Genomic DNA, 13,300 nt, shown 5'->3' with positions numbered 1-13,300 from the left:
TATTTGGTTTATTTAATTGTTTAGTTTAATCGAAAGTGCTTCTCCGGTATAGCTGAAACTGAAGTCAGGGATTTGGTCAAAATCCAGTGGCTTGGGTTTGTCCCGGTCTATGACTATTACTTTGAAATCAATTTTGTCCACTCTGTTTTGATGTTTTTTGCCAACCCTTTCATTTATTTTCAGCGTTTTATCCTGCTCACTGTAAGAAATAAGTATTTTATCAAACTGGCCATTTTCATAGGCATAGTCAGTATGTCCGTCGTCATACAGGCAGAATTCCCCATCATTACCCGCATAAACAAAGAGGAGAATTTCATCTTGCATGCGCTCAGCGGTGTGGAAAATTTCGGATCCAAATGGGATGATTGCACCCGCTTTTATAAAGAGAGGCATGCGCTCATAAGGGGCCTCTGCTGTAATTGTCTGCTCACCTTCTAAAAATTTTCCTGAGTACATGTCGTACCAACCGGCATGTTTTGGAAGATATACGGCTTTGGTATTTGCCTGATAGACAGTCACTGGAGTCACCATAATTGATGGTCCAAACATGTATTGGTTACCGATATCACGGACCTTCGGGTCTTTAAAATCCATTACCAAGGGACGCATGATCGTATTGTCTTCATGATAAACAGCCCCTGTTATGCTATAGATATATGGCATCAAACGATATCTCAGCTTGTTGTAATAAAGCATGGACTGATAAGCAGGGTGTTCTTCCGGGGCAATATTGTAGATTTCACGATGTGGATATTGTCCATGAGCCCTAAACAGGGGGGTAAATGCTCCAAATTGAGTCCAGCGTGTATTCAGTTCCCTCCATTCATCCAATGCGTCCCCTTCAGGATGTGGTCTATCATACTTATCTTCCACAAAAAAACCTCCTATATCCGTTGTCCAATAAGGGAGACCTGATAGAGAAAAGTTTAACCCTCCTGCAATTTGTCTTTCCATTTCATCAAAACGGCTGGCTATATCGCCACTCCAGGTTGCAGCGCTATAGCGTTGAATGCCTGCAAATGCCGATCTCGTCAGGATAAATACACGTTGGTCAGGTGCTGCTTTTCTTTGCCCTTCGTAGATGCCTTTGGCATTGACCAGGGAATAGGCATTGAAAAATGCCGTGGAAGACCCCAGGGCAGTTGGGTCCATCAATGTTTTTCTCTGACTTATAGAAGCATTGGAGTGGATATCAGGCTCAGTTGCATCCAGCCACCAGGCATCAATTCCTATGCTGAACAGCCGCTTGTTCAACTGGTCCCAAAACATGGACCTTGCGGCTGGATTAAAGGCATCATAAAATGTGGAAACATAACCTTCTCCTATCCAGTCTTTCTGCTGATTTACAATGTTTTGCCGGTAAAGCATGCCCTTTTCATCCATTACCCGATTGTTGTCAATTCCTTCATAGAATTTTGGCCAAACACTGATCATTATCCTGGCATTCAGGTCATGTACTTCCTTGATCATTGCCTCTGGATCCGGAAACCGATCCTTGTCAAATTCGTGACTTCCCCATGCATCTTCTTCCCAGTAGGACCAATCCTGTACTATATTGTCGAGCGGGATTTGTTTTTCCCGGAAATTTCTGACTGTTTCCAACAACTCTTCCTGGGTCTTATAGCGCTCCCTGCTTTGCCAAAATCCCATCACCCATTTAGGCATAATCTTGGCCTTGCCAGTAAGTGTTCTATAGCCTGAAATAACATCATCCATCTCCTCACCATAAATGAAGTAATAGTCCAGGTATTCACCTGCTTCAGAAGCAAATCCAAATAAATCCTCTTCCTTGCCTTCCAAAGGTTTTAAATAGCTGAGGTCTAGAAATGATTGATCAGACTCAGGTATCCATTCTATTTTTACTGCAGTGGCAGTACTGGATAAATCATAATCAAATTCCTCAAAACCCGGATTCCAGCTTTCTCTCCAGGTATCCATCAAGACTTGGTTATTCATGGTGATTTTGATGTAGCCGGAGTAGATGAGCTTAAAAGTATGGATCCCTACATGCTCAGGAGTGATATAGCCTGTCCAGGTCACAGCACCACGGTGCTGGTCAAATTCCGGCAGGTTTTTCAATGAAGGTAGGTCTGTATAGGCAATTGTGCTTTCAAGTCTTTCTAATCCTTTTGTAGGATTGCTGCGATCGGAAGCATAAATGGCTTTGAGGCCCTTAGCATCATCCTCCAGTCCCGGTTGTAGGGTTAATTTGGAAATAGGTTCCGGAATCCGTGTGTCCCCAAATTTGGTGATTGAATTATTGTCCCAAAGCAAACCGTATTGGTTGGTGGAAATCATAAAAGGTACTACAGCCACACCATTGTATTGGGTGAGATCAACATGTCTGTCCCGATAATTGAACAGTCCGGCCTGATGTTGGCCTAAACCATATATTCCCTCTGCTTCATTTTTTTGAAAATGCTGAGAGAAGCTAGAGTAGCTGTTTTCTTCAGTTGATGCAGAATCAAAGCGCCGGCCTCCTCCGGTTTTTTCCTTAAGGATGATTTTTCCCGAAGGATCTTTGAAAAGTATCTCGGCAGTTTTCAAATTGACATGGGCAGTGACTTTATCAGTCCACATGCGTAAGGTGTCAGCATCTATTTCATGCTGCCAGTTTGCCTCATAAGACAAATCCTCTTTGACCATTAAACTATTGGTCTCTTTAAATTCAGACTTCGAAGTAGCCGAAACACGGAAGATTTCTGAAGTGACAGCTTCCAGACGGAGAACTTTGGTGCCGTCTGGGGCAGCTTCAAAACGTATGACAAGACCCTTATCTGTCACCGTAATATGATCATTGGCCAGAACAAGGTTGGATGTGAATATCACCAATCCAGATAGCAGGAAGTAAAAAAGCTTCATAAGAAATTTTGGGTTATTGATAATGTTAATTATTGTCCCAAAACTGGAAAAAATGTGATAGATGAAGGGTTCTAAATGTTAAGAATAGGGGGTTCTGAGGTTAAAAAGGTAAAAATTTGTTAAAAAAATACAATTTAATCTGTGTTTGGGGAGTTTTTGAAATTCGCAAGTTGGCTGGATAAAAAATCACTTGGGGTATAACCATAAGTTGACTTAAAAGACTTACTGTAAACTTTTGGGCTGTTAAAACCTACTGCATATGCAATTTCCGCGATAGACAGTTTACTTTTTTCCAAATATTGAATACTTCTTTTAAGTCTCATGTCCCGGATAAATTCCTGTGGCGTCATGCCTGTCAATGCAGTGAGTTTATTGTACAGATGTACTCTGCTCATGGCCATATTGTCACTCAATTGCTTTACGTTGAACTCAGGGTTTTCAAGAAATTTCTCTACTATTTCAGTTACTTTATAGACAAATTTTTGATCCTCAGAATCTATAATGATATCCTTCGCGCTGACTTTGACTTTTTTTGCCAGCGTATTTTTCAGATTTTGTTGTTCCTGAATAAGGTTTTTTATTCGTGAGTTTAATACCTGATAATTGAAGGGCTTTGTGATATAATCATTGGCACCTATATCCATACTCTGAAGCCTTCTCTCATTGTCTGTAAAGGCAGTCAACAGGATAAAAGGTATGTGCGAGGTTCGTGGATCATTTTTTACCTTTCTACAAAAGGAAATACCATTTACCTCAGGCATCATCAAATCACTTAATATCAGATCAGGGGAAAAAGCAAGCGTTTTTTTCCAGCCTTCTTTACCGTTACTTGCCTCTATTACCTGAAAATCTTCCTGAAGGTATTCAATCAAAAATGCCCTAAAATCAGGATTGTCTTCAGCCACCAGGATTTTCACTTTGTTTTCACCCAAGGTGCTGGACAGAGCAATGGGTTCTTCCGCCGGTACTGGTGTGACAACAGCATTCAATGGAAGGGAAACGTAAAAAGTCGTGCCTACACCCACCTTACTTTCAAAATGGATAGAACCGCCATGAAGATCTACATATTCTTTTGTTATCGCAAGACCAATACCACTTCCCCTCGTGTTGGTCAGGTGTTTGTGGGATTCGACCTGATAAAACCTTTCGAAAAGCCGGGCTTGGTCGTGTGCCGGAATACCCACTCCACTATCTGCTACGCATAATGTCAATATTGATCTTCCATCTATATTCTCAGAGATTTTTGTTTTTACAGAGACTGTACCTGAATCTGCAGTAAATTTAAAAGAATTGGAAAGTAGATTGAAAATGATTTTTTCCAGCTTATCCATATCAAAAGAAGTGTAATAGGACAGAGGCGTCAATTGATATTCAAATTTGATACCCTGTCTTTCAGAAATTCCATAAAAGGAATTCATCAAATCCTTGATAAAAGCCATTAAATCACCTTCCAGCAAGTTGAGGCCTTCTTCTTCCTGTTCCAATTTCTTAAAATCAAGTATTTGATCAGTAAGTTTTAGAATGCGGTTGGCATTTTTGTATATCAATTGATATTGTTTCTTATTGGGGCTTTCTTTTTCAGAACTTAGCAGTTTCTCAATAGGGGCCAGGATAAGCGATATGGGAGTACGGAATTCATGACTAAGATTGGTGAGAAATCTGATTTTTAGCTTGTCCAGTTCATGAAGTTGTTGTGCTTCCCGTCGTTCTTGTTCGATTTGAAACTTTGCATTGGCACGGCTCAAAATCAATCTCCTTGAAAAATACAAAACACCCAACAACATAACAGCATACATGAAATAAGCCCAACCAGTCTGGTAAAAAGGTGGCAGGATCTGTATGGCCAAAGTTGCACTCGTCTCCTTGAATTGACCAGATGGATTTGCAGCACTTATTTCAAGTAGGTATTTCCCCGGGTTGAGGTTTGTGTAGACGGCTCTTCGGTTTTTGTTGTCGCTTTCTTGCCAGCTATTCTCAAAGCCTTTTAACCTGTACCGGTATTTTGAATTGGAGTTTTTAAGAAAATCCAAACTGGTAAATCCAACAGAAAAACTGTTTTCACCGGGTTTAAGGACTATTTTATCGATATAATTGATGTCTTGGCCCAGCAATGTTCTCCCATTGACTGTTTCCCCTATTCTCAGTTTATTATTGAACAATTCAAAATCGGAAAACACCACTTTGGGTTGGGAAAGAGCATCTTCAAATTGACCGGGATCCACTATATAGATCCCATGGGTGCCTCCAAAGACCAATTCCCCTTTGCTGGATACCGCGGCGGCATTTTCATTAAATCCAGTGTATAAAAGTCCTTGATCGGCATTGAAAGCCTGGATGGTGATTTTGCTTTCTGTCATCAAATTCCGAACCACGCTCAATCCATGTGGTGTGCTCAACCAAAGTTCATTTTGATGATACAAAAGTGAAAGTACATTGGAATGGGGAAGTCCGTCTGCTACACTGAAATTGGAAATGTTTTTGTTTTCTGAAATAAAAGTAAGGCCGCCCCGGCTACCTACACACATAATGCCTGAAGGACCTGATTTGATATCCATGATAAAATCATGAGCTAACCCATCGGCCTCGCTGAGGTGTTCAACCTGTCCCGATTCAGGATAAATGATATCTATCCCGGCAGTCCCACCGATCCATATTCTCCCATTATCATCCTCTTCAATGGCAGATATATATGTATTGTTGTTCAATTCATGCCCGTCCTTTAATTCCAGACTTGAAAAAGTCATTGTCTCCGGATCAAATAAGAATATACCTTCGGTTAGTGTCCCTAGCCATATTCTTCCCTTAGAATCCTCAAAGAGTTCCCAGATACTCATGTCCGGAAGGTTCACAGTCTCCTGGTCATAAACCGTAAGTTTTCCTTTTTCCAGTTTAATCAAACCACCAAGATAAGTGCCCGCCCAAAGCCTTTGTTTGCTGTCATAAAGGAGAGAAACGATGATATCACTTTGCATTTCCGGGAAATTAGAACTGTCGAATAACTGGATGGAATCGGAGTTTGTATCAAAATAGAGTATTCCTTTTCCATTGGTCCCGGCAAACCAGTTCCCCTTGTGATCTTCTGAAAATGAGTTGATATCATTAAAAGGGAGTTTGTAATTGCCCCTTTCCTGATCGCTAAGATGATAAAAGCGAAGGGATTTTTCATGAAAGAAGCTCACTGCATTTTTATACGTTCCTACCCAGACAAAGTCATCCCTATCTTTATAAATAGTATAGATACTGTTACCTGAGAGTCCTGTTTGACTATTGGCTGTCAGGTAAGCTATTTCATCTTGGCCTTCAGTGATGATATTAATTCCTCCATGATCCGTACCTACCCAGATTTCGCCTTTTTTGATTTCTTCAACTGATCTTACAAGGTTGCTGCTTAAGGTGTACCCTGGGGTTTCTGTTGTGAAATGTTGCCATTCCTTGTCTTGGTAGCAATACAAACCTGAGTTTTCTTCTGGGAGATAAATCCAAACCCGCCCACTTGAATCTATTTTTAATTGATATGCCTTGTCCCCATCCGTTTGCTGGTATAAAGTACTGTCGATTTCGGTAATTTCCTGAAGATGAAGGTTGTAAGTTAAGAGTACTCCATCACTTTTTATGGCCCAAAGTTCATGGCCATAAGTTCCCATATCACTTAACTTATAGGAAGTAAATGAAGGGATTGTTTCAGCTTTTTGTTTTATCGCATTCCATCTTGCCAAGCCATGATCAGTCAAAAACCAGGTATTATCAAGGTTTTTAATGCTATGTACCTGCTGGCCTTCGAGTCCCCATCTCCTTGAATATTTTGAATAATCTCTTGAAAAAGTCTGAGTAGTCGGGTCATAAAAATTTATTCCCAGTTCAGTTTTGACACACAACCTTCCCAATGGATCAGTGAAAAGTTCAAGAATCATATTATTATCCAGGGTAGTGGAATCATTTGATTTGTGTTCGAAAACCTTGACTGTGTGTCCATCATATCTATTGAGTCCTGCGGCTGTCCCTATCCACATGTATCCTGTTGTGTCCTTCAAAAAGGTGTTCACCTGCATATGCGAAACCCCATCTTTAATCCCCAGGGAAGAAAATCTAATTTGGTCAGTTTGTCCAATTGACCACACTGACTTACACAGTAAAAATGACCCTACTGCTAATAAAGCAATTAAATATTTGCGCATTGTTAACTCCTGCTAATCTTTTAATACACCAACGACTGGATTAGCCCATCTTGTTGTAAAGATACAAAACATCTTAACCACAAATAAATTAGTGGATTGGGTTCTGGTTCTGAAGCCTGGATCTTTGTCCCTATATGACTGTATTGGAGATCACCTCTCTAGGGAATACAATGTTGTGTTTCTTTGAATTAAACACTTATTTGATTTACAGGAGCACGCAAATCAAGCTGGATCATTGAATAAGCTTGCACCTGCTTAAAAAGAAAATACTTGTTAAATTGGAATTCATCATAATGCAAAGAATTTATTCTCCAGATGGCGTTTTTCAGCACGCCCTAAATAAAGTCTGTTCATTTATGAATGCCGGCCTCCAAATCCAAAAGGTATTTTTTTCGCCAGATCCCTCCTCCATAGCCTGTTAGCCTGCCATCACGCCCGATGACCCGATGACATGGAATAATTATGGAAATTCTGTTCATCCCATTGGCACTGGCCACTGCACGGACAGCCATTGGGTCTCCCAACATTTCAGCCTGCTTTTTATAGGTAATCCCCTATCATTTATTTTAAGGTCAGGATTGCTTACCATCTCCTTTAAAAGTTTTCGTATTTCCAATGGCATAGACTTTACCGGTTCCAAGGGTTTACAGACTTTGCAGGGGCGGTATCCCTTCAGCAAACAGTCCTTACTTGAAAAAAGAAATTCTACATTTTCAATCTTTGGTTTTCTGGCAGGACAACTGGGCTTGCAAAAAATCCCAATAGTCTTGACAGCGGTGAAAAATAAACCTTCAAAGGAAGTATCCTTCTCCAAAATTGCCTGGTACATTTCAGCTTTGCTCAGTTCCATCAGTTGAAAATAAAAGATAAATTCCCTGTTTCTATTACTTGGATCAGCTGTTTCTTCAATTTAGATTGCATAAAAGCATAAAAAAATATCAGTACTGATTCTTTTAGTTTGTTCATGTTTTTTATTCCAAAAGTATAGAAGGAAGCTTTGGCTATCCACCGAAAAATTGACAAGCATTTTTTTTAAGATACCTGGATTCATATGCAACACATTAGCTTTGCATCTTCAGTTTTATTTAATCTATTATCCAACCTACAGTTTTCTTCCAGGATTCAATTTCCTTTTTTCTTAATTCAAAATCTGAAGGAGGTATCTGGTTTTCATTTTTTACCTGATCTCGCATGAGATCGGTCTGTTCTTCCAAGGAATTAAAGCCAATGGATTTTCTTCTTTTATTTACTCTTTCCAGGCCGTCATGGGGGGATGGACCTAATAGTCCTTTTTCATCCCAATCGAACTGTGTTCCGTATAGTTGTGGTTTTCCTTCAAACACAGCTATCCTGTCCATAAGATAGGCTATTTGTCTTCGCTCCTCCAAAGTTTGCTTCACCTGTTTGCCCATTAAGGCCATACATTTTCTCATAAACTCCGGTTTACTGATAGCATGTTGGATAATTAACCAGGCCGCTTCATTGGCTTCCTTCCCAACTTTTTCCATGCTGGGAAATCCAATGGATTCAATAATTTCATTTAATTGATCTGCATTTTTTATATGCAGGGCTTCCATTTCTTTGTTGTAAGCCTTGTGGAGCTGTTTGCTTTGAATAAGCCTGTTCCTCAATGCCATATCAGCATTTTTCAGTGCAATTATTTTTTCAGCGGCAGATCTAATATCCATGTTGGAGTATTGATGGGTGTTGATTTTATCTTAACTCAAGAATCTGGTCGATTCTAGGTGAAATTTATCAAATTCTTACAGGTTTTTGAGCTCATTTTTTCACAATCTTTATCCCCAGGTATTCCAGCTCTTTTAATTTCATTCCCGCAAGAAGCAATTGATCCGTCTCTATGTACTTCCTGATTTCTTCCATAAGCTTTAAGAGTGCCTTTCCTTTATTGATCCGCTCAAAGGGAAAGGGATCCAGATTGGATGAAATGATGCTGTCCAGCCTTTTGTTGACCTGTATTTCTTTTTCATCCATAAGTGTAAGTATTTCGAAAATATCCATTGTTAATATTATTGACTTTTTTATGTTGATATTTTAAATATTATTTTTTGTTCGGGAAAGTAGTAGAGCAGAGTTTTTTAAAATTTCAATTTTTTACTTCCGACCTTTTGAAAGCCAAATATAGGAGCCCTGAAACCACACATGGCTGATGGGTTTTCTGAAGGGATCAAGGTTTTACGGCATAAACAGGAAGTGTTTTCTGAGGAGGATTTATTCCGTTCCACCTTGCATTCAGTGGTTTGCAGACTCCTGGGGAGGGGCTAAACAAAAGCTCCAGCGCAAGGAGTGAAAAGTCTGCAATAAGATCATGGCTACTTCCAGAAACATCCTCAGAGAAGAAACTGAAATCCTTTACACTAAAGGAAGATCAGCCCTTTCCGATTACCACCTGATTGCTGCAATAGCTGGGATTACCTCAGAACAGGCAAGAGCAATACTGACAGCTGAAAACTACAGTCTGGCAGCTTTGGCCAAATACTCCCTACATGACTGGATGAAGGTAGGAGGTATTGGTGAAGCCAAAGCAACGGCATTGGTACTGGCTTTTGAAATGGGAAGGAGAAGAATTAGGGAGCCCGAACAAAAGAAGATAAAGATATGCTGCTCCTCGGATATCTATCAGATCATGAAAGCAGACCTCTTGGATGAACTGGTGGAACACTTCTATATCATCCTCCTTAACAGAATCAATCAGGTCATAAGAAAAGTAAAGATCAGCACAGGTGGAACATGCGGCACCATCGCAGACCCCAAAGTGATCTTTAAACATGCTTTGGAAAACCAGAGCTGCTCGATGATCCTGGTCCACAACCATCCCTCAGGAAACTTGAAACCATCAGAGCAGGACAAAAGACTGACCCAGAAACTCTCTGAGGCAGAGAAGCACCTGGACATTATCGTGCTGGACCATATCATCTTTACAGATCATGCTTACTTCAGCTTTGCAGACGAAGGAATGATGTAATGGAAGTGGTGGAGTGCCTCTTTTTTATTGATCTGTACTTTTAATTCAGGGTTGTTTTGTAAACGTAAGTTATTTGGACTTTACTTGTCCACTTTACAATAAGGACTGTTTGATCAAATGACACGTTTCCAGATCAATGGGTTTTTCAAGATACATTTTCACAGTAGGATAATTTTGGCTTTTCAGCCGATCTGCTTTTTGAATGGAGGAAGTAACCATGATAACATTGACCTGATCGGTAATATTCAGTTCATTCAGCTTTTCAAGCAGTTCCCATCCAGTCATTTCCGGCATATTGATATCGAGTAAAACCAAGACACGCTTACTGATTTGAACAGCCTCTTTAATAAATTCCAGACCTTCTAAAGGTTTCCTGAAAGAGTATACTTGGTCTGAAAGATTGCTTTCTTCGACCATCAATTCATGCAGAAATAATATACCGGATTCATCATCAATTATGATGACAGGGATGTTGGAACCGTTATTCTGCTTCATGCTCCTCGAGTTTTAAATTCAATTTCCGAAGAATTTGATCAAGTTCTTTAGAGCTTGTTTCAATTTCATTTAAAATTTCGGCTTTGGTTTTTTCTATATGTTTAAACTTTTCATAATTCTTGAGTACTTCAACCATCCCAAGGATTTTAGAAAGAGGTCCCCTGAATTGGTGGGACTGGGTCCAGGCAACCTCTTCCAATAGTCTGTTGTGTTTTTCCAAATGGGCCATCGCCTTTATTAAAGTTTCATTTTTGGCATGGAGGTCATTTGTCTGTAATTTGATTTTTTGCTGAAGTTCTTCCTTCATTCGCTTATTTATGATCAGCGTCCTAACCCCAAACCCCATTATGAAAACGAATAGTATGACCAAAATTTTAAACCAAATGGTTTGATAGTAATAAGCCTCTATGGTAAAACTTAATGAAGTGGTTTCAGAAAATACCCCGAATTGTTCGGCTTTGACCTGAAACTCATATTTCCCTGGGTTCAATCCGGTGAAATATGCTCTTGTTCTGTTTTCGTTGTCTATCCACTGGGGACCCAGTTCTTTGATTCTATATGTATATCGGATCGATTTAGGTTTGTCGAATTCAATATTTCCGTAGCTGATATTGAAAAAATTGACTCCCGCAGGCACATGTATATCCTCACTAAGATGCAACTCTTGATTCTCAAAATTCAAAGATTCCAGATACGGTGGGGTAAGAGAACGCTGTTCTTTGATTTTTTTTGGGTTTATGATGACTGCACCTTCCATACTAGGAAAGACAATTAATCCGCTTGAAAGCTTCCATCCGGCTGGATGAAATCCTCCATTGAATTCATTATTCATCAGACCGTCTGATTTATCAAAGAGCCTAAACGCAATCCGGTGATTTTCATCCTTCGATTTCTTCAGCTCCATAAGTTGTTTTATAGAAGTACTCTGAACCCCGTGGTTTCCACTCATCCAGACCAATCCATCATCATCAGGAATCATTTTGAAAATCCCGTCAAACTGAAATCCGTTTTTCTTTCCGAAAATATGCATCTGGCCATTTGAAAATGAAATCAGACCATCAGGTGTGCTGATCCATAAGTCTCCTTCAGGATCTTCTAAAATTCCGGTAACCATCTGAGAGGGTGCTAGGTCATATACAGGGAAATGTATGACTTCTTCTTTTTTATTGATTGAAAAAAAACCATTTCCAAATGTGCCAAACCAAAGTAGCCCATTGGAATCTTCCATGCCAAAAATGATTTTAGCATTCAGCAGCTCTTTATTTAATTGTACTGTCTTTAAGCTCCCATCGAGAGCAAGTTTTGAAAGAGTACCATTGATGCTGCCTATCCATATATTGTTTTTTGAATCTTTAAGAAGGGAATAAATAACTCCTTCCTCAAGGTCAGGCTTGTCCAAAAAGCCCTTTTCAATTTTCAGTGTGTTTAAATTGATTTTATTCAATCCCTTACCTGTGCCTATAAAAATCTCATTATCTCTTTGGGCAAGGCTCAAAACCAGGTCATGGCTTAGCCCCTCTTTGGTAGTAAAGTGCTGAACTCCAGTAGAAGTTATTCTGTTGAGCCCACCTCCAGGAGTCCCCAACCAAAGTCCTTTTTTACTATCTTCCATTGTTGCCAGAATAATGGGATGGCTTAACCCTGAATTTTCACCTAAGATTTCAAAAGTTGATAAACTGAATCTGGAAATTCCAATTCCCAATCCACTGGTCCATATGGCCCCTTCATCGTCTTCAAAGATATCCCAGACTTCATTTAAATTTTTGCTGAGATCAGGATGCCTAATGATTTCCTTTCCTTTTATTTTAAAAATTCCCTGAGAGGAAGTTCCAACCCAAATGCTTCTGTCAACAGTAGAATACTCCAGTGCACTGATTTCTTCCAGATCTCCTTCAGCAGGTAATTCCAATTTTGTCAAAGACCCTTTTTTTAGAAGATAAAGACCATGTAACCGTGTTCCAATGTAAACCTCACGATCAGGTGTTATCAGGATAGCCTTCACATCCTTTCCTGATAGCAATTCATATTCATGGAATTTTCCTGTCTTTTTATCAAATGAAAAAAAACCATTTATCCCTCCAAGCAATAAGTGGTCACCAAAATCTTCCAGCTCCCTGATATAACCTGTTTTTAAGGTGTCAGGACGATACACTTGCTTGAACTCATTTTCATGAAACAAAAAGAGCGTTCCGTTCTGCGTTCCTAAATAAACTTCCCCTGAAAATGTCTCCGCAATAGAAGTAAACCTTACGGGACCTAGTTCCCTTGGGCTGTTAAAGACTTCAAGTTTATTGAATGAGGCATGTACAAGAGCATTTGAATTTGCAGCATAAACACCTCCGGACTGAGAAGCAGTCAGGTCATTGAAGGTAGGAGTTTGGATGTCTGGATTATTGGTATGGTTGAAGTTTTTAAATGACCTTCCGTCAAACCGAACAAGCCCTTCTTCTGTAGCCATCCACACAAAACCTTTTTGGTCCTGTACAGTTCTGAAAACAGTGTTGACAGGAAGTTCATTGGAATTGTTCCAGTCAGCTCTTACAAAAACAGTTTCTTTCTCAACAATATTCCATTGTTGAGAAAAAGAAGGCGGGACAGAAATTAGTAAAAGGGTACAATAAACGAATAAAATCCTTTGGAGCAAGGATGCTTTGTCCATCATTTTCAAACCTTCGATTAGTGGGTGATTTAATCAAATGTAGATTATTTGTTTCTGTATTAAAAGAATTTTTTAGGGATTAATTATAGGTGTTTTTTCATAAAGTGTAATTTGAATTTTACATAG

Annotated in this window: 9 protein-coding genes; 1 reads left to right on the top strand and 8 read right to left on the bottom strand. The window is 39.5% G+C overall.

Annotated elements, in window-relative coordinates; genetic code table 11:
• Positions 1-12: 12 nt before the first annotated feature.
• From EGN73_RS03155 to EGN73_RS03130, 6 genes are all read right to left on the bottom strand, one after another.
• A complete protein-coding gene (locus EGN73_RS03155) occupies positions 13-2,862 on the bottom strand; it encodes a glycoside hydrolase family 31 protein (RefSeq protein WP_219287033.1) in 2,850 nt (949 codons plus the stop codon).
• 134 nt (positions 2,863-2,996) lie between these two features.
• Positions 2,997-7,037 carry a two-component regulator propeller domain-containing protein gene (locus EGN73_RS03150; protein WP_219287032.1) on the bottom strand — a complete coding sequence of 1,347 codons (4,041 nt, stop codon included), beginning with the start codon at positions 7,035-7,037 and terminating at the stop codon, positions 2,997-2,999.
• A gap of 350 nt (positions 7,038-7,387) precedes the next feature.
• The gene (locus EGN73_RS22885; RefSeq protein ID WP_219287031.1) at positions 7,388-7,564 is read right to left on the bottom strand and encodes an MGMT family protein; all 177 of its coding nucleotides are present in this window, start codon (positions 7,562-7,564) and stop codon (positions 7,388-7,390) included.
• A complete protein-coding gene (locus tag EGN73_RS03140; protein WP_484793079.1) occupies positions 7,513-7,866 on the bottom strand; it encodes an Ada metal-binding domain-containing protein in 354 nt (117 codons plus the stop codon). Before EGN73_RS03140 ends, EGN73_RS22885 begins: the two co-directional genes overlap by 52 nt.
• A 256-nt stretch (positions 7,867-8,122) precedes the next feature.
• The gene (locus EGN73_RS03135; protein ID WP_219287029.1) at positions 8,123-8,725 is read right to left on the bottom strand and encodes a DUF6624 domain-containing protein; all 603 of its coding nucleotides are present in this window, start codon (positions 8,723-8,725) and stop codon (positions 8,123-8,125) included.
• A 91-nt stretch (positions 8,726-8,816) separates the two neighbouring features.
• Positions 8,817-9,056: a hypothetical protein gene (locus tag EGN73_RS03130; protein WP_219287028.1), complete on the bottom strand. Its 240-nt coding sequence runs from the start codon at positions 9,054-9,056 to the stop codon at positions 8,817-8,819.
• Between the two features lie 307 nt (positions 9,057-9,363).
• On the opposite strand from EGN73_RS03130, the gene EGN73_RS03125 reads away from it, so the two are divergent.
• Positions 9,364-10,020: a JAB domain-containing protein gene (locus EGN73_RS03125; RefSeq protein WP_219287027.1), complete on the top strand. Its 657-nt coding sequence runs from the start codon at positions 9,364-9,366 to the stop codon at positions 10,018-10,020.
• A 93-nt stretch (positions 10,021-10,113) separates the two neighbouring features.
• On the opposite strand, the gene EGN73_RS03120 is transcribed toward EGN73_RS03125, so the two are convergent.
• Together EGN73_RS03120 and EGN73_RS03115 are read right to left on the bottom strand one after the other, a co-directional pair.
• On the bottom strand, positions 10,114-10,515 hold the full coding sequence (locus EGN73_RS03120; RefSeq protein ID WP_219287026.1) for a response regulator: 402 nt from the start codon (positions 10,513-10,515) through the stop codon (positions 10,114-10,116).
• Positions 10,502-13,177 carry a two-component regulator propeller domain-containing protein gene (locus tag EGN73_RS03115; protein ID WP_219287025.1) on the bottom strand — a complete coding sequence of 892 codons (2,676 nt, stop codon included), beginning with the start codon at positions 13,175-13,177 and terminating at the stop codon, positions 10,502-10,504. The genes EGN73_RS03120 and EGN73_RS03115 overlap by 14 nt, the downstream gene beginning before the upstream one ends.
• Positions 13,178-13,300: the final 123 nt, after the last annotated feature.

This window comes from Arthrospiribacter ruber (assembly GCF_019343195.1).
Classification (GTDB): domain Bacteria; phylum Bacteroidota; class Bacteroidia; order Cytophagales; family Cyclobacteriaceae; genus Arthrospiribacter; species Arthrospiribacter ruber.
Note: the sequence above shows the minus strand (reverse complement) of the source record. Positions and strands in the feature narration are given on the sequence as shown.

Bases quoted from the DNA above. Each gene is read 5' to 3' on its own strand.
- EGN73_RS03155 (WP_219287033.1), bottom strand. From the start codon at position 2,862: ATGAAGCTTTTTTACTTCCTGCTATCTGGATTGGTGATATTCACATCC.
- EGN73_RS03140 (WP_484793079.1), bottom strand. From the start codon at position 7,866: ATGTACCAGGCAATTTTGGAGAAGGATACTTCCTTTGAAGGTTTATTT.
- EGN73_RS03150 (WP_219287032.1), bottom strand. From the start codon at position 7,037: ATGCGCAAATATTTAATTGCTTTATTAGCAGTAGGGTCATTTTTACTG.
- EGN73_RS22885 (WP_219287031.1), bottom strand. From the start codon at position 7,564: ATGTTGGGAGACCCAATGGCTGTCCGTGCAGTGGCCAGTGCCAATGGG.
- EGN73_RS03130 (WP_219287028.1), bottom strand. From the start codon at position 9,056: ATGGATATTTTCGAAATACTTACACTTATGGATGAAAAAGAAATACAG.
- EGN73_RS03115 (WP_219287025.1), bottom strand. From the start codon at position 13,177: ATGATGGACAAAGCATCCTTGCTCCAAAGGATTTTATTCGTTTATTGT.
- EGN73_RS03125 (WP_219287027.1), top strand. From the start codon at position 9,364: ATGGCTACTTCCAGAAACATCCTCAGAGAAGAAACTGAAATCCTTTAC.
- EGN73_RS03120 (WP_219287026.1), bottom strand. From the start codon at position 10,515: ATGAAGCAGAATAACGGTTCCAACATCCCTGTCATCATAATTGATGAT.
- EGN73_RS03135 (WP_219287029.1), bottom strand. From the start codon at position 8,725: ATGGATATTAGATCTGCCGCTGAAAAAATAATTGCACTGAAAAATGCT.